The organism is Pseudoalteromonas atlantica (assembly GCA_007988745.1).
GTDB classification, from domain to species: domain Bacteria; phylum Pseudomonadota; class Gammaproteobacteria; order Enterobacterales; family Alteromonadaceae; genus Pseudoalteromonas; species Pseudoalteromonas atlantica.
Genome location: BJUT01000026.1, coordinates 25,497 through 41,504 on the forward strand (window position 1 = coordinate 25,497; position 16,008 = coordinate 41,504).

Annotated in this window: 20 protein-coding genes; 7 read left to right on the forward strand and 13 right to left on the reverse strand. The window is 41.2% G+C overall.

The annotated features are described in order from the left end of the window. Nucleotides 1–3: 3 nt before the first annotated feature. The 8 genes from era to rpoE all read right to left on the reverse strand — a co-directional run bounded on the left by era (nucleotide 4) and on the right by rpoE (nucleotide 7,168). Nucleotides 4–936 (reverse strand): GTPase Era, encoded by a 933-nt coding sequence (era, locus tag PAT01_RS11815; protein ID WP_121637841.1) that lies wholly within the window; start codon nucleotides 934–936, stop codon nucleotides 4–6. Next, nucleotides 926–1,603: a ribonuclease III gene (gene rnc / locus PAT01_RS11820; RefSeq protein ID WP_004586228.1), complete on the reverse strand. Its 678-nt coding sequence runs from the start codon at nucleotides 1,601–1,603 to the stop codon at nucleotides 926–928. The genes era and rnc overlap by 11 nt, the downstream gene beginning before the upstream one ends. A gap of 2 nt (nucleotides 1,604–1,605) precedes the next feature. Then, nucleotides 1,606–2,541, reverse strand: coding sequence for a signal peptidase I (gene lepB / locus PAT01_RS11825; RefSeq protein WP_154945539.1), 936 nt, complete (start codon nucleotides 2,539–2,541; stop codon nucleotides 1,606–1,608). 16 nt (nucleotides 2,542–2,557) lie between these two features. Further along, nucleotides 2,558–4,345 carry a translation elongation factor 4 gene (gene lepA, locus PAT01_RS11830; protein WP_029771928.1) on the reverse strand — a complete coding sequence of 596 codons (1,788 nt, stop codon included), beginning with the start codon at nucleotides 4,343–4,345 and terminating at the stop codon, nucleotides 2,558–2,560. Between the two features lie 189 nt (nucleotides 4,346–4,534). Next, nucleotides 4,535–4,984 carry a SoxR reducing system RseC family protein gene (locus PAT01_RS11835; protein WP_004586225.1) on the reverse strand — a complete coding sequence of 150 codons (450 nt, stop codon included), beginning with the start codon at nucleotides 4,982–4,984 and terminating at the stop codon, nucleotides 4,535–4,537. A 19-nt stretch (nucleotides 4,985–5,003) separates the two neighbouring features. Beyond that, nucleotides 5,004–5,954: a MucB/RseB C-terminal domain-containing protein gene (locus tag PAT01_RS11840; RefSeq protein WP_029771929.1), complete on the reverse strand. Its 951-nt coding sequence runs from the start codon at nucleotides 5,952–5,954 to the stop codon at nucleotides 5,004–5,006. A gap of 4 nt (nucleotides 5,955–5,958) precedes the next feature. Beyond that, nucleotides 5,959–6,585 carry a sigma-E factor negative regulatory protein gene (locus tag PAT01_RS11845; protein WP_138579040.1) on the reverse strand — a complete coding sequence of 209 codons (627 nt, stop codon included), beginning with the start codon at nucleotides 6,583–6,585 and terminating at the stop codon, nucleotides 5,959–5,961. Between the two features lies 1 nt (nucleotide 6,586). Further along, entirely contained in the window at nucleotides 6,587–7,168 is a 582-nt protein-coding gene (gene rpoE / locus PAT01_RS11850) for an RNA polymerase sigma factor RpoE (RefSeq protein ID WP_004586222.1), read from the reverse strand. 245 nt (nucleotides 7,169–7,413) lie between these two features. On the opposite strand from rpoE, the gene nadB reads away from it, so the two are divergent. Continuing rightward, complete coding sequence (nadB, locus tag PAT01_RS11855) at nucleotides 7,414–9,024, forward strand: L-aspartate oxidase (protein ID WP_024033085.1); 1,611 nt, start codon at nucleotides 7,414–7,416, stop codon at nucleotides 9,022–9,024. Here the strand turns inward: nadB and PAT01_RS11860 are convergent. Then, nucleotides 8,999–9,418 (reverse strand): hypothetical protein, encoded by a 420-nt coding sequence (locus PAT01_RS11860; RefSeq protein ID WP_138579038.1) that lies wholly within the window; start codon nucleotides 9,416–9,418, stop codon nucleotides 8,999–9,001. The two genes, nadB and PAT01_RS11860, sit on opposite strands and share 26 nt — an antisense overlap. Continuing rightward, on the reverse strand, nucleotides 9,411–9,662 hold the full coding sequence (locus PAT01_RS11865; RefSeq protein ID WP_004586219.1) for an FAD assembly factor SdhE: 252 nt from the start codon (nucleotides 9,660–9,662) through the stop codon (nucleotides 9,411–9,413). The genes PAT01_RS11860 and PAT01_RS11865 overlap by 8 nt, the downstream gene beginning before the upstream one ends. 162 nt (nucleotides 9,663–9,824) lie before the next feature. Here PAT01_RS11865 and ygfZ point away from each other — a divergent pair, with 162 nt between their 5' ends. Both ygfZ and PAT01_RS11875 read left to right on the forward strand, forming a co-directional pair. Beyond that, nucleotides 9,825–10,736 carry a CAF17-like 4Fe-4S cluster assembly/insertion protein YgfZ gene (ygfZ, locus tag PAT01_RS11870; protein ID WP_004586218.1) on the forward strand — a complete coding sequence of 304 codons (912 nt, stop codon included), beginning with the start codon at nucleotides 9,825–9,827 and terminating at the stop codon, nucleotides 10,734–10,736. Nucleotides 10,737–10,748: 12 nt separating this feature from the next. Continuing rightward, nucleotides 10,749–11,234 carry an FKBP-type peptidyl-prolyl cis-trans isomerase gene (locus tag PAT01_RS11875; RefSeq protein WP_004586217.1) on the forward strand — a complete coding sequence of 162 codons (486 nt, stop codon included), beginning with the start codon at nucleotides 10,749–10,751 and terminating at the stop codon, nucleotides 11,232–11,234. Between the two features lie 41 nt (nucleotides 11,235–11,275). On the opposite strand, the gene PAT01_RS11880 is transcribed toward PAT01_RS11875, so the two are convergent. The 3 genes from PAT01_RS11880 to PAT01_RS11890 all read right to left on the reverse strand — a co-directional run bounded on the left by PAT01_RS11880 (nucleotide 11,276) and on the right by PAT01_RS11890 (nucleotide 12,956). Continuing rightward, nucleotides 11,276–11,764: a hypothetical protein gene (locus tag PAT01_RS11880; RefSeq protein WP_138579036.1), complete on the reverse strand. Its 489-nt coding sequence runs from the start codon at nucleotides 11,762–11,764 to the stop codon at nucleotides 11,276–11,278. Nucleotides 11,765–11,780: 16 nt separating this feature from the next. Continuing rightward, nucleotides 11,781–12,560 (reverse strand): DUF481 domain-containing protein, encoded by a 780-nt coding sequence (locus PAT01_RS11885; protein ID WP_276537847.1) that lies wholly within the window; start codon nucleotides 12,558–12,560, stop codon nucleotides 11,781–11,783. 66 nt (nucleotides 12,561–12,626) lie between these two features. Beyond that, nucleotides 12,627–12,956, reverse strand: a complete 330-nt coding sequence (locus tag PAT01_RS11890; protein WP_029771932.1) for an HI1450 family dsDNA-mimic protein — start codon at nucleotides 12,954–12,956, stop codon at nucleotides 12,627–12,629. Nucleotides 12,957–13,205: 249 nt separating this feature from the next. Between PAT01_RS11890 and PAT01_RS11895 the strand changes: the two genes are divergently transcribed. The 4 genes from PAT01_RS11895 to PAT01_RS11910 all read left to right on the forward strand — a co-directional run bounded on the left by PAT01_RS11895 (nucleotide 13,206) and on the right by PAT01_RS11910 (nucleotide 16,006). After that, nucleotides 13,206–13,997, forward strand: coding sequence for a crotonase/enoyl-CoA hydratase family protein (locus PAT01_RS11895; RefSeq protein WP_154945540.1), 792 nt, complete (start codon nucleotides 13,206–13,208; stop codon nucleotides 13,995–13,997). A 72-nt stretch (nucleotides 13,998–14,069) separates the two neighbouring features. Then, nucleotides 14,070–14,423, forward strand: coding sequence for a CidA/LrgA family protein (locus tag PAT01_RS11900; RefSeq protein ID WP_138579034.1), 354 nt, complete (start codon nucleotides 14,070–14,072; stop codon nucleotides 14,421–14,423). After that, on the forward strand, nucleotides 14,416–15,135 hold the full coding sequence (locus PAT01_RS11905) for an LrgB family protein (protein ID WP_154945541.1): 720 nt from the start codon (nucleotides 14,416–14,418) through the stop codon (nucleotides 15,133–15,135). Before PAT01_RS11900 ends, PAT01_RS11905 begins: the two co-directional genes overlap by 8 nt. 37 nt (nucleotides 15,136–15,172) lie before the next feature. Next, the gene (locus tag PAT01_RS11910; RefSeq protein ID WP_004586209.1) at nucleotides 15,173–16,006 is read left to right on the forward strand and encodes a mechanosensitive ion channel family protein; all 834 of its coding nucleotides are present in this window, start codon (nucleotides 15,173–15,175) and stop codon (nucleotides 16,004–16,006) included. The last annotated feature ends 2 nt before the right edge of the window (nucleotides 16,007–16,008 follow it).

Sequence of the window (16,008 nt, forward strand, 5' to 3'; positions counted from 1 at the left end):
AGGTTAATCTTCGCCATAGCCTAAACTTCTTAAGGCACGCTCATCATCTGCCCAACCCGATTTAACTTTAACCCAAAGCTCTAAAAACACTTTGTTATCGAGCATTTCTTCAAGGTCTTTACGGGCTTCACGGCCAATCACTTTAAGCTTTTCGCCTTTGTTACCTATTACCATGCGTTTTTGGGTTTCACGCTCAACAAGAATTAACCCGTTGATATGCCAAACACCGTTTTCTTGCCATTTAAACTGCTCAATTTCTACAGTAACAGAATACGGCAGCTCTTCGCCCATAAAGCGCATTAGCTTTTCACGAATAACTTCTGCCGCCATAAAACGCATTGAGCGGTCGGTTACATAGTCATCAGGAAAGTAAAATTCGCACGGTGGTAAGCGTTTAGTCACTTCGGCTTTAATTAAATCAACGTTTTTGCCTTGTGTTGCCGATACCGGCATAATGCCCACAAAATCAAATTTGTCGCCAAGCATCTTCATATGCGGTAATACTAAGTCGCGGTCTTTTACTTGGTCTATTTTATTAATAACAAGTAAAACGGGCTTACCACTTTGCGATACTTTAGTAAGTACCATTTCGTCATCGGCATTCCAGTGAGTGCCCTCAACAACAAAAATAATAAGCTCTACATCACCAATTGAGCTCGATGCAGCACGGTTCATTAAGCGGTTAATAGCGCGCTTTTCTTCAACGTGTAAGCCCGGCGTATCAATATAAACAGCTTGGTGTTGCCCTTCTGTATGAATACCCATAATACGGTGGCGAGTTGTTTGTGGCTTGCGCGAGGTAATACTTACTTTTTGCTCAATGATTTCATTAAGTAATGTTGATTTACCTACATTAGGGCGGCCAACAATGGCAACCATGCCACAAAACGTATCAATATCACCTTCATGAGGCTGTATTAAGGTATCAAGATTCATTTTTTAGTATCTTCAATGCTTTTTCGGCAGCTTTTTGTTCGGCTTTACGGCGCGAGCTACCAACAGAAATAATGCTATCCATACCTTCAACTATACATTCAACCGTGAACGTTTGATTGTGCGCTTGACCTTTGGTATCAACAACGGTGTAGCCCGGTAGAGATAACTTACGCGCTTGTAAATACTCTTGCAGCAGGGTCTTAGGATCTTTTTGATTAAGCCCTGGTGAAATAGCATCAAGTCGAGATTCGTACCACGCTAAAATTAGCTCGCCACAGCGGTCTATGTTTGAGTCTAAAAACACAGCCCCTATAATGGCTTCTACAGCATCAGCTAATGTTGATTCACGACGAAAACCACCGCTTTTTAACTCACCCGGCCCAAGGCGCAAGTAGTCACCTAAACCAAACTCTAGCCCAAATTCAGCAAGTGTTTGGCCACGCACAAGCGTAGAGCGCATACGGCTTAAATCGCCTTCACGCGCTTTTGGAAATTTGTCGTACAAAGCATTGGCAATAACAAAGCTCAAAATTGAATCGCCTAAAAACTCTAAGCGTTCGTTGTGCTGACCTTTATGACTGCGGTGCGTCATTGCCTGCTCAAGTAAACCTTGATCAGCAAATTCGTAGCCAATTCGTTTATATAATTCTGTTACATTTTTTTTCATTGTTACTGAATATTACCTAGGCGTTCAAAACGAACACCAGTTGGAACCCATCCTGGTAAAACATCATCTGGGCCATTCTCAAATTCAAAACTCATCCATATAAAGACAGCTTTACCCACCAAGTTTTCTTTTGGTACAAAGCCCCAAAAGCGACTATCTTGGCTGTTGTCGCGGTTATCACCCATCATAAAATAATGATCAGCTGGTACAGTCCATTCATCCGAAGGAGTCCCTGGTTGCTGATAGTAACGCCCTTTACGTTCAGGTGCGCGTGGGTTGATTAAAATGTCGTGCTTGAGTGTTGTTAAATCTTCATTTACTCGCGCAAGCGACATTTGGCCTTGTTTAAACTCATTATCGTTAATTAATTTAAAATCAATTTTATTAAACTCATTACAAAGTAGGTCACCCTGCTTGGTCTCGCCTTCTTTACAATTAGGTTGAATATATAAACGCTTATCACGATAAACAATTTTATCGCCCGGTAAACCAATAGCACGTTTTATATAATCTACTCGCTCATCTAACGGGTATTTAAAAACAACAATATCGCCGCGTTCAGGCTCGCCTACATCTACAAGCTGGCTACGCCATACCGGGTCTTTAATCCCGTACGAGTACTTTTGTACTAAAATAAAGTCGCCCACCAACAGGGTTGGCATCATTGAACCTGACGGTATTTGAAAAGGCTCAAAAATAAACGACCTAAAAATAGTAATAGCTGCAATCATCGGAAAAATCGATTTTGCAGTTTCTGTAATTGCCGGCTCAGGTGCAATTAACGCCGCTGTTTCTTCATCAAGCTGGCCACCGGCAGATGTTTGGGCAAGCGCCAAACGCTCTTGCCTTTTTGGCGCATACATTAGGTGGTCAATTAACCATATTAAACCTGAGCCTAACGTTAATAACACCAATAAAACTGAGAAATAACCAGCCATCTATAATCCTTTGTTTTTATTTACCAACTTTCAAAATAGCTAGAAACGCTTCTTGCGGTACTTCTACGTTACCCAATTGCTTCATTCGTTTTTTACCATCTTTTTGCTTTTGCAGTAGCTTTTTCTTACGACTCACATCACCACCGTAACACTTAGCGATTACATTTTTACGTAATTGCTTAACCGTAGTACGGGCAATAACATGTTGTCCTATTGCAGCTTGAATCGCAATATCAAACATTTGACGTGGAATAAGCTCTTTTAACGCATCAGCAAGTTGGCGGCCGCGTGATTGTGCACTGTCGCGGTGAACAATTATAGCGAGTGCATCAACACGTTCACCATTGATAAGTATATCAACACGTACCATGTCTGATGTTTGAAAGTGCTTAAAGTTGTAATCAAGCGATGCAAAACCACGACTGGTTGACTTTAATTTATCAAAAAAGTCCATAACCACTTCAGCCATAGGTAGCTCATAAGTTACAGCGACTTGCTTGCCGTGATAACTCATTTTAGTTTGCATACCACGTTTTTCTACACACAGAGTAATAACGCTACCTAAAAACTCTTGCGGTACAAGTATGTTTGCCTCTACCACTGGTTCGCGTATTTCAACAATATCATTTACCGCCGGTAAGTCAGACGGGTTATCAATTTGACTCGTACCTTCTTTGGTTACTACTTCGTAGATTACAGTAGGTGCCGTGGTAATTAAATCAATATCGTATTCACGCTCTAAACGCTCTTGAATAATTTCCATGTGTAGCATACCTAAAAAGCCACAGCGGAAACCAAAACCCAGTGCTGTTGAATTTTCAGGTTCAAAAAATAACGACGCATCATTTAAGCTTAGTTTATTAAGCGCATCGCGGAACGATTCATAATCATCAGAGGCAATTGGGAACATACCTGCATATACTTGCGGCTTAATTTTTTGAAAGCCTGGTAAACGCACTGGTGCCGCATTTTTTTGATGCGTAATCGTATCGCCCACTGGGGCGCCGTGTATTTCTTTAATACCGGCAATAACAAACCCTACTTCGCCGGTACGTAAAATACCCGTGTTGGTTTGTTTAGGGGTAAAAATACCCACGTGATCAGCTGTATGTACTTGCTCGTTCGACATTATTTTTATTTTGTCGCCGGCACGTAGTTCACCGTGCTTAATACGCACTAGTGATACAACACCTTGGTATGGGTCAAACCACGAGTCAATAATAAGCGCCTGTAAAGGTTGATCTTTTTCACCTACCGGTGGTGGGATATCCTTTACAATCATCTCAAGTACTTCAGCAATACCAACACCTGTTTTTGCACTACATTGCACAGCATCTAGGGCATCAATACCAATAATGTCTTCAATTTCTTCTGCTACACGAAGCGGATCGGCTTGCGGTAAATCTATTTTATTTAAAACAGGGATTACTTCTAAATCCATTTCAATGGCGGTATAACAGTTTGCCAGCGTTTGTGCTTCAACACCTTGTCCGGCATCAACAACTAAAAGCGCACCTTCACATGCCGCTAAAGAGCGAGAAACTTCATAAGTAAAGTCAACGTGCCCTGGTGTATCGATAAAGTTAAGTTGGTAGGTTTCGCCATCGTTAGCAGTGTAGTTAAGCGTTACACTTTGCGCTTTAATGGTAATACCACGCTCACGCTCGATGTCCATTGAATCTAACACTTGCTTTTGCATTTCGCGGTCTGTTAAGCCACCACAAACCTGGATCAAACGATCTGAAAGGGTCGATTTACCATGGTCAATATGGGCGATGATCGAAAAATTACGGATATGCTTCATAAACTGGATTCTAAACTTCTATTTTAATAGGCTAAGTACGAACACCTGAGTGACTTGAAAATACTTATTGGGTATAAGTGCTATATAAGTGGCTAAATGCGCTTTAGAGAATCAAATTTTTGATTGCCTTTTTACCCTGTATTTCCAAGTTACTCTGGTATAAAACGGCAATTTTACATTTAATTGGCCTTAATCACCATCTATTTGCGTTAAAGGAAGGCTAATTGGATGAATTTTTATCACTTTTACATCATGCCTGAGTGTTTTTACTTTGCTTTTAGCTAAAAAGTAACCACCTACACCGCCCAAAGCGGCGAATAATATTTGCCATCCCTGCGCTAAAAGTAGTAATTCGGCACTAATAAATGCAAGCGTTAATCCTAAAAATAAAGGCAGCATGTATACAGCAAAAGCATGTTTGACTAGATGCGAATCATCTAATGAGAGCGTTACTTTTTGGCCCACTTCTACAGGAGTATCAAATTGATATGGAAAGGTTTTTTTATCGCTACCAAAGAGTTTGGCAAAGACTTGCGAGCCACAGCGACCATTACACCCTTCGCAGGCTTTTTTTTGCTGGGCTTCTAAGTGGGCAGTGGTGCCATCTAGGGCAACCACTGTAAGTGTTTGTTCAATCATAACAACCCTTACGAATTGTTTATAATGCGCGAGTCACTGACTCAGCAATTGCCTTTGCGGTTTGGCTTGGCACATTACCAACAACGGATACATCAAAGTTTCCGCCATTATGCACATAAATTGTCGTTGCGCCAGAAGTTAATGATCCGCTTAAGCGGCGACCTGGTAAGGGGCGCTGTACAAAAACTGAAATTTCAACAAACCCATCAGAATATAAATAATAGTCAGTAAGTTCGTTATTTAAATCAAGTTTATGGCGGTCTGACTTTAGTAATTTAAAGCCATTAGGTAACCAACCAATGCGCCAGTTTGTGGCATTGCTTTTTTCACCTTTCAGTGCGTTACCTGGTAATGGCGTTGGAAAATTACGATTGAGCACTTCTAAAATCATCGGTGCTGGTTGCTCTGTTACGCTAATATGGGTTAACTGTAGCTGCTCTAATGCTTCACCTTGGTGGTTAACATAAGCGGCTTTTAATAACAGCGATGACTCTGTATCAAGCCAAATCCAATAGTTATATTTGTATTCATCTTTTGATTCTATTCTCACCAGTTGCGCCGCTCGCCCTGCAATACGGCCTTTACCACCTAGCACAAAATCATATTGGCTGCTTAATGCTTCAATATCTTTAAATAATACTTCAGGTATTGGCCCAGCAATGGAGTCTGTATTTATAGAATATGGCTGCGATTGCGGTTCAAAGTAGGTTACTTGGTCGTTAATTCTCACCATTTCTAAGCCCGCGCCATTAAGTAAACTTAAATGCTCAAGCTCTGTTTCACCTTGCTTTGCATGAACCCAACGGTAAGGTTCCATGGCTTTACCCTTTACCACCACAAAAGAGGCATCAAAATTACGGGTATGCACTGCATTCGCCATGTTTAGTAATAAATCTTTGGCGGGATTTGTGTCGTTAGCAAAAACATTAAAGCTTAATACCAACGACAGAACAAAAGTGATTACTTTCATTTAATTAGTTTTTTTCCTCTTGCGCTTTGTCACTATTTTGCGCTGTTTGCAAAGAGTGTGCAACACGTGCTTGACGTTGATGCTCTAAAACTAACGCGCCAATGCGTTGTTGCTGTAATTCGCGTAAACCTTGCTCAGCGTTTTCAAGAGCAGGTTCTGATGAATAACTCACCGGCGACGCCATACCTGTTAATGGGGTAGTTTGTAAAAGCGGAATTTCGCTTTCTTGCTCGCCCGCACCTTGCGGCAAGGTATTTACGCCAACAATGGCAAACATAGCTACGCTTGCAGCAATAGCAAGTTGTGCAACCGGCTTACGCCAATTAAACGCCACTACTTTGTTGTCTTGCTGCGTTTCACTGTGCTCGGTATCTGGAGCTTTGTTTGCTGTCGATTGGGTGAAATCGGCATACACAGGCTCACTTTCAAGTGCTAAGGCGATGTTATCGCTTATATCGATGTGTATGTCGTTGTTATTTTTTTGAGCACGCATCGCATCACCAATTAGCGCATATCGACCAAACGTAGCAACATCCTGATCAGAAATTTTACCCTCTGCAAGGTGTTGTTCGCCGTCAAGTAATGCTGATAACGTTTCGCTATCCAACTTGTTAACGTGTGCTTTTGTCATACTAAGACTCGCCTATTAATGGGTTTAATTTATTATCTATTGCTTCTCGGGCTCTAAAAATACGCGAACGTACTGTCCCAACAGGGCAATCCATTACCACGGCTATTTCTTCATAGCTCATCCCTTCGATTTCTCTTAGGGTAATCGCGGTTTTAAGGTCTTCAGGCAAACTATCAATCGTATTAAAAATAACAGCGCGTACTTCGTCGCTTAACAGTAAGTTTTCAGGCGATGCGTTTGAACGCATCGAATCCGCACCGTCATAAAACTCGGCATCTTCAGCGTCTATATCGTTTGCTGGCGGTTTACGGCCCTGAGCTACTAAATAATTTTTAGCACAATTAACGGCAATACGGTATAACCACGTATAAAAGGCACTATCACCTCTAAAGTTTGGAAGTGCACGGTAGGCCTTAATAAATGCCTCTTGTGCTACATCTGCAATATCGCCTTGGTTAGACACATAACGTGAAATTAACCCTGCAATTTTGTTCTGATACTTCTTTACTAATAGGTTGAAGGCGTTTTTATCTCCTTGCTGGACCCTTTTTACAAGCGCTAAATCTAATTCCTGCTCGCTCATTCGAGCCGGTACTCCTCTGTTTGATTCTTGCTGGTTATTCATAGTGTCGCCATTGTTCACAAATACTCTGACCTCTTTATGAATAAAAAGTTCTGCTTAATATTATTTTTTTATAAAATAGTCGTAAATAACGGCGCTAAGCCATTAAAATCACTACGTAGTAATATGACAAATATGATACAACTACACTATTAAAAACAAATATTGCTCTAATTTGAGCATTGTAACCGCAAAGTACCTCTGACATGAACCAAAATAAACATCATATTGCTGATGTCGCTATTATCGGTAGCGGCGCGGCGGGCTTATCTCTTGCATTGTCTTTAGCTAACTATTGTAATGTTACTGTGATCAGTAAAGGTGCCCTCACCGAAGGCTCTACACTGTATGCACAAGGCGGGATTGCCGCAGTATTTGATAAAAAAAACGACAGCATAGAATCACATGTTGAAGATACCCTTGATGCCGGCGGTGGTTTATGTGACCGAGAAGCTGTGCATTATACTGCAAGTAATGCGCATCAGTGTTTACAATGGCTCATTGAGCAAGGCGTTCCTTTTGATATGGAGTTTGATAGCAAAGGAAAAGAGCGCTTTCATTTAACCCGCGAAGGCGGACACAGCCATCGCCGTATTTTACATGCAGCCGATGCCACAGGTAAGGCCGTACAAACCACGTTAATTAGCCAAGTTAAAGCGCATAAAAACATTACCTTGCTCGAGCAATACAATGCTATCGATTTGATTAGTGATAAAAGCTTAGGTAAGCCGGGTTCGCATATTCATGGCATGTACGTGTGGAATAAAAAAGCAAAAAAAGTAGAAACTATTTCAGCTAAATTTGTAGCGCTCGCAACAGGGGGGGCAAGCAAGGTGTATTTGTACACTTCAAACCCTGATGTATCTAGCGGTGACGGTATTGCCATGGCGTGGCGTGCAGGCTGTAGGGTAGCCAATATGGAATTTAACCAGTTTCACCCCACAAGCCTTTATCATCCAGAGCTACAAAACTTCTTAATTACCGAAGCTATGCGCGGTGAAGGAGCGTATTTAAAGCGCCCCGACGGCACTCGCTTTATGAAAGACTTTGACGATAGAGAAGAGCTGGCACCGCGCGACATAGTAGCCCGTGCTATCGATTTTGAAATGAAGCGTTTAGGTGCAAATTGTGTATACCTAGATATTAGCCACAAAGATAAAGACTTTATTATTGAGCACTTCCCTACTATTTACGCAAAGTGTTTAAGTGTAGGGCTGGATATAACCAAAGAAGCCATCCCGGTTGTTCCTGCCGCGCATTATACGTGTGGCGGTGTAATGAGCGACTTTAACGGTAAAACCGATTTAGATAACTTATACGCTGTAGGCGAAGTAGCCTACACAGGTTTGCACGGCGCTAACCGTATGGCGAGCAATTCATTATTAGAGTGCATTGTGTTTGCTCACGCTGCCGCAAAAGATATTTTAAGTAAACTTGAGCATGCGCCAGCACCACTTGCGCTGCCAAGCTGGGATGAAAGCCGAGTCAGTAATTCTGATGAAGAAATTGTTATTACCCATAACTGGCACGAACTGCGGTTATTTATGTGGGATTATGTAGGCATTGTGCGCTCAACTAAACGCCTAGAACGAGCACTGCACCGTGTTGAGTTATTACAACAAGAAATACATGATTATTACGCAAACTTTAGAGTAAGTAATAACTTATTGGAGCTTCGTAATTTAGTGCAAGTAGCCGAGCTGATAATTAGAAGTGCAATGCAGCGTAAAGAAAGCCGCGGCCTTCACTATACGATTGACTATCCTGAGCAAAATGAAAACCCAACACCCACTATTTTGATTCCACCTCGCCATTAATGGCAATCAATGCTACGCGCTTTAAACGTGCGTAGCTTTGCTTATTTACACCATTAGCTGAAATAATAAGCCATTGGCGTTTATTAAAACCTTTAATGTGTAACCACACACTGGTATTTAATATTTTTGTTTTAGGGGTTATTTGCCCCTGAACCTTTAAATTTTCGTTTTCAAAGCGTATTTGCTTAGGCTCTAAAATAATAACGCCACTTTCAGGGTGAATAGCCACTATTTTTTGCCATACCCAGTAAAACGCAATTGTATTTACAGTTATACAAACAACAATGCTAAAAAAAGAGCTTAAATAAAGCCCTAATACCACACTTAATAAGCAGAAAAACAGCACCACAGGCCGCTGTTCTGCTTTGTTATTTACTACCGTAAACCTATACACGAACTCGGTCTAAAATTAGCGATACCATGGTATTAAGCTCAGCATCTTTACATTCTTCATGGCCCATAAACCATGCAAATAAATCAGGGTCTTCTTGGGTTAGCAAACGCTGAAATACAGCCTGTTGCTGTGCATTTAACGAATCATACGCCTGCTCTACAAATGGCATAAACAAAACATCTAACTCTAACATGCCGCGGCGACAAGCCCAGCGTATACGTGCTTTACTATGAATTTCAGTCATTTTAAACCTCATACTTAATTGTCCCGAGTTTAACAAATACCCGCCTAATTAGCAGCTATTAATCTGTGTTCAAATAATAAAAAACTGCCCGCCTTCGTTGCTGTACCCTTGGTTATAACTGCGTTATTATGTCTACTCATTTGTATTGCACAGAAGGTTTTTATGTCGAGCGTTTATGCATGTCCGTTATCTCACCAACTTATTAGCCTAACCGGTGCGGATAAATTGTCTTATCTTCACGGACAAATCACTCAAGATCTCAATAAACTATCTAACAGCAATTATTTATGGGCTGGTCACTGCAGCGCCAAAGGCAAGTTGTGGGGTGTGTTTAAATTATTTTCTCACCAAGATAGCTACTACTTAGCAGGTTCACAGCCTGAGGTAGAGAAGTCGCTCAGTGAGCTAAAAAAATACGCTGTGTTTGCCAAAGTAGATATTGATGTTTCTACGAACAGATTAATCGGGTTGATCAGTGACGATTTAACCCCTGTACTAGAAAAACTTGATATTCGTTTTTCTGATGACCAAACGGCCTGTGATTTCCCAAGCGGTAAAGCCCTTAAGTTAGCGCCAAATCGCGTTTTACTAATGGTTGATAGCCAATTTAGTATGCCAGATGATGTCTCTACATTAGATAACTGCGCACTATGGCAAGAAGCCGCAATAAAAGCGGGCGAGCCACAATTAAATAGTGACGCCATTGGCGAATACGTACCACAAATGGTAAACCTTCAAGCGATTAACGGCATTAGTTTTAAAAAAGGCTGTTACACCGGCCAAGAAACGGTTGCCCGTATGAAGTACCTAGGTAAAAACAAACGCGCTATGTATATTGTTACAGGTAAAAGCGATGGCCTACTTGAAGAGCCAGAGCTTGAAACCCAAGTGGGCGAAAACTGGCGCCGCGCTGGTAAACTAATTGCCCAAAGCTATAACGAAAATAGCCAAACCTTATTTGGCCTTGTTGTGCTGCCAAACGATACACCAAGTACACACGTACTTCGTGCAAAGCACACCCCTCAGGTAGAGCTAAGCATTCTGCCTCTACCTTACTCTCTTGAAGATGAATAAATAGGAATGACTATGATCGTTGCACCAAACACAGTAGTAAAAATGCATTATTCAGTACTGGATAACGATGGCAATACCATTGATAACTCTTTTGATGGCGAGCCACTGGTTTTTATTATTGGCACAGGCTACTTAATCCCAGGGCTTGAAAATGCACTCCAAGGCAAGCAAGCCGGTGATACATTAAATGTAAAAGTAGAACCTGAAGAAGGCTACGGCGAACGTCACGATAACCTAATGCAAGCGGTGCCTAAGTCGATGTTTGATGGCATGGAGATTGAAGTAGGTATGCAATTTAGAGCGTCAACTGATGATGGTGATCAATCTGTGATGATTATCGAGATTCAAGATGAAGACGTTATAGTTGATGGCAACCACCCGCTTTCGGGTATTACCCTTAATTTTGATGTAGAAATTTTAGAGGTGCGCGAAGCAACCGAAGAAGAGCTTGCGCACGGCCACGTGCACGGTGAAGGCGGCTGTGGTCACGATCACTAATCATACCGCCGTTTATAAAAAAAGCGCCTAAGGCGCTTTTTTTATAACATATTGTTGTAGGTCGCGGTTTTTATTGGCGCCGGTTCCTCTAAAGGGGTTTCACAGGGTGTTATTTTACCCTCAAGCGCACGTAATAAGCCTTGCTGATCGTTTGTTCCCACTCGGTACTTAGTACCGTCTTTTAAGGTTAACTGTAGCGCACTAAACCCGGATACAGAATACACCCACCCATCATGTGTAATACGAATACCAATACCATGACGGTAAGAGTTTTGCACCGCTTTAGCCTCTACTATGTCCGCAAGTGCTAAACGTTGCCCCGCAACGCCAGGGCCAAAAGCCCAACTAATTGTTTGCTCGTCAACTTTTACAGTTAAACCATGAAACAAAAAACCGACTAAAACCAATACACCGGCAAATACCATTAATGGCACATCAGCGCCCATTAAGTTCCAGGCTAGGGCTACAAAGCCGCCTATCCATGCTAAAACAAAAAATATAAACATCGCATATTGTTTATGCTGATACATAACGCTCTCTTTATTATTAAAAACTGTACACCAACGTGGCGCTTAATTCTGAGTCGTATTTAAGGTTATCGTCTTCAGGTTTTGAATTATAACGATACATATAGGCAAACTTTAACGATACCGCACCTATGACTTGGCTAATCAAAGCGGTTTCTGACTTCAAACGCGAATTTAACCCCGACAAAGACTGCTCAATACTCACATCTTGATTAAAGCGCGTGCGCTTTGATACCAAACGCTCCCACTGCATTGCAATACGTACTAAATAACCAGTTTTATTTTCATCTTCTTCGCTTACCTCTGATTCATCATCAGCGACGGAGCGATATAAGCCCGGGCCAATATCAATATCTACTTTATTTTTTACACCTTGGTAAACTCTGGCACCATAGCCTGTAGCCACCGTACTTTTGTAATCTAGGCCGCTAAATTTATCTTCTTCGTAGTCACCGTAAATAAAAAATGAAGAGTTTTTAACGCCCACTTTGTAGTTACCCTGTGCAGAGACAAAAATACGGTCTGCCGTTACATCGGTTTGCCCTGTATCTTCGTTTTGATCTCGTTTATACAAGGTGTCTAATTTAAATTGGTTACGCCAATTTTCGAAGTCTTGGTATAAATTCCCTCTAAACTTAAAGCTGGTAGAGTTAGTATTACCCTTACTTAAAATCAAGCCAAATTCAGTATCGCCATAGAGCATTTCGCCTTTATGTAGCTCGTGAATTTCTTCATCAGAGAGTTGTCCATATTCATGAAAGTCTTCAAATGGATCAACAGCCCAACAGCGGCTGCTCATTATTAAAAACACGAATAGTAAATACTTATGCACGGTAAACTCTCTTGCACATACAAACAAAACTGCTTACTCAGCGTGCTCTGTTTCTTTCCACAAAATATGACAAAACGGCGCGTCTTTATCACGGCTAATTAAAATTTTTGCAAATAACACATCTTCGTTTTCAAACTCTAACCCCACTAGCACTTGCACAAATAACTCCGGCTCTATTTCAAGTGCAACAAAGTTTTGCCATTGCTCATCAGGCTCGCCCTCTTCAATAAACCCAAGCTCTTCTCGGTATTCGTTAAAGTCTTCAACATCTTGTTCGCTAAGATTATTTGGCGCCAGCTCTAAAAAAATATCGTACGCTTGATGGGTAACTTCTTCTTCGCTATATAAACGTGGGCCTGACATGGGTAAAACCTCAATGCATTTTAAGTGCGCACATAATATCAAAACTCATCTGTGTTTTGAGAAAAAACAGCTAAAAATAATGACTTTTTTGTTACCAGCTCATGCGCGGTTAAGCTTAAATAAGATTCAAAGTGCTTTGACTAAAAAAGTTAAAAATAATTCAATTTATTTTTTATTATAAAACAAACCGTTACTTTACTTAGTAAGGCGTACATCATAAGCTCAAACACATAACAATAGGAGAGCGCAATGATAAAACTAGAAATACAACAAGGCATTGCTAACGTTATTTTAAGCCGCGCAGAAAAACAAAATGCACTTAGCTTTGATATGTTCATGCAATTAAACAGCACTATTAAACGTATAAAAAAAGATAAAAGTGTTCGCGCCGTAGTGATAAAAGGTGATGGTGAGCATTTTTGCTCAGGGCTTGATGTGGCTGCAGTGATGGCCTCACCATTAAACATTGTTAGGCTGTTGCTAAAATGGCTACCTGGCAATCAAAACCTAGCGCAAAAAGTAGTACTGGGCTGGCAATCGTTAAGCGTACCTGTGATTGCGCAAATAAACGGAAATTGTTTAGGGGGTGGGCTACAAATAGCATTGGGCGCCGACTATAGAATTGTTGATACCCACGCAAAACTAGCCATTATGGAAGCGCGTTGGGGGCTATGCCCCGATATGGGCGCTAATGTAGTGCTTGCTGGTTTATTAAAGCGCGACCAAGCGCTGTGGCTGGCAAGCCACGCCAACCCTATTAGTGCTCACACGGCCTACGAGCTGGGGTTAGTCACAGAGCTTACAGACAATACCGAACAGGCCACACAGCGCATGTTAAATATATTACGTGAACGCTCCCCCGATACACTGGCAGCGATAAAGCGCGTTACTCAACAAAGCTACACAACAAACCAACGACAAATTTTAGCTAAAGAAACGTTTAGCCAAATTCGCTTGTTACTCAATCCTAATACTAAAAAAGCAATTGCCAAAGCAAAAGGGAAAACAGATATAAGCTATGCAAATCCAAAGCGCTGGTAAGACTAAATTAGCATTTAATAATAGTGCGTATTTGCTAACGTTAATTTCTTTCTATATTAATGAGCCATTATCATGAAGTACTTACTTAGCAGTGCAATTATTTTACTGTGCTTAGGGTGTGCTAAATTAATAATGCACTTAATTGGTGGCAGCTTCCCTGCACCGCTCCTTGGCATGGTTATTTTACTGAGTTTATTACTGTTAGGTGTAGTGAAAGAGCACTATATTAAGCCCTCGGCCTCCCCTATTTTAAATATTATGCCAATATTTTTTATACCCGCGGGGGTAGGATTTATCGAGCACATTGCACTTATTAAGCTGCATTGGCCCTATTTGGTTTTGGTTATTTTGCTCGTCCCTGCCAGTACGCTTTTACTGGTAAGCAGCGTTGTTGGCTATGTTAAAGGTAAAAATAACAATGACTGAGCTGCACCTTACGCTATGGTACTTAACAACTCCCGCTATTATTTTGCTGTTTTTATTATTAAGAGCGTTTAATAAACACTGGCAGCACAGCATAGTAAAGTCGCTCACCAACCCGGTGTTTTTAAGTATTGCGATTATTGCCTTAGTGCTTGTTAATTTAAAATTACCTTATGCTGATTTTTCCACGCATAGCCAACTACTTAGTTGGCTATTAGAGCCTGCTATAGTGGCACTGGCCTTACCTTTGTATCAGCAGTTTATACATGTCAGAAAAAATCTACTGTTAATAGTAAGCACGTGTAGCTTAGGCATTATTAACGCCACAGTGGTGGCTTTTATTTTAAGTATTTTATTTGATGTACCCGCCAATTTAAGCGCCTCCGTAGCTTCATTAAGTGTAACTACGCCTATTTCGTTAATAGTTACTGAGTCCTTAGGGGGGATTAGCTCTCTTGCCGCAGCATTAGTTATATTTATTGGCTTACTAGGTGCGCTCTTTGGGTTAATGCTCATTAAGTGGATAGGTGTTAATAACCAGCAAGCTCAAGGAATAGCAATGGGAACTGCGTGCCATGCTATAGGCACCGCAGCAGCACTGGACGAGCACCCAAAAATAGGCGCGTTTTCCTCGGTTGCTATGGCTTTAAGCGCATTATTAACCGCCATAATAGTCCCCGTGCTATATCCTTTTTTAGTCAACACTTTGCTATAGTTAGCAAAAAATAATTACGCAATATAAAGAGCCCACTATGATCAGTTCTGAAATAGAACAATTTGAAAAATACTACACCATGCTCACTGAGTATTTAGTTACCTACAGCATGCAAATTGTGGGTGCCGTTTTTATTCTTATACTGGGTTTGTGGGTGGCTAAAAAACTCTCAAATTTAGTCGCTAAATTGATGGCTCGTCACAATATCGATATCACGCTTACCAGCTTTGTCAGTAACGTGGTAAAAGTATTGCTTATTGTGATGGTTGTAGTGATAGCGCTTGGCAAAATAGGCATTAGTGTTACCCCCTTTGTAGCGGCTATAGGTGCTGCTTCTCTGGGTGCGGGTTTAGCCTTACAAGGAATGCTTTCAAACTATGGCGCAGGCCTTGCTATTATTGCCACGCGCCCTTTTGTGGTAGGCGATACCATTGAAGTAAAAGGGGTCAGCGGCCAAGTAAAAACAATTGAGCTGGGTTACACCATTTTAATTGATGAAGAAAAAGTAGAAATCACTATTCCTAACAAGCATATAGTGGGTGAAATTATTCACAACTCATTTAGCTACTCATTAGTTAAAGGAGAAATAGACATAGCCTATACTGCCTGCGCTGATACCGCTGTTAGCCTTATTGAAGAAGTGTTAAAGGCTCATGATCAGGTGGCTCAAAACCCTATTTCTCAAGTGGGCATAGAGCGCTTTGCCGATAGCGGCGTAACCATTAGTTATCGCTATTGGGTGCCTACAACCAAAATAATAGAAACCAAACTTGCTATTAACGCAGGCGTTTATAAAGCCATTAATAGCGCTGAGATAGAAATACCCTTTCCGCAGCGGGTGGTTACTATTAAAGAGCGCGACCTTTCTTAATA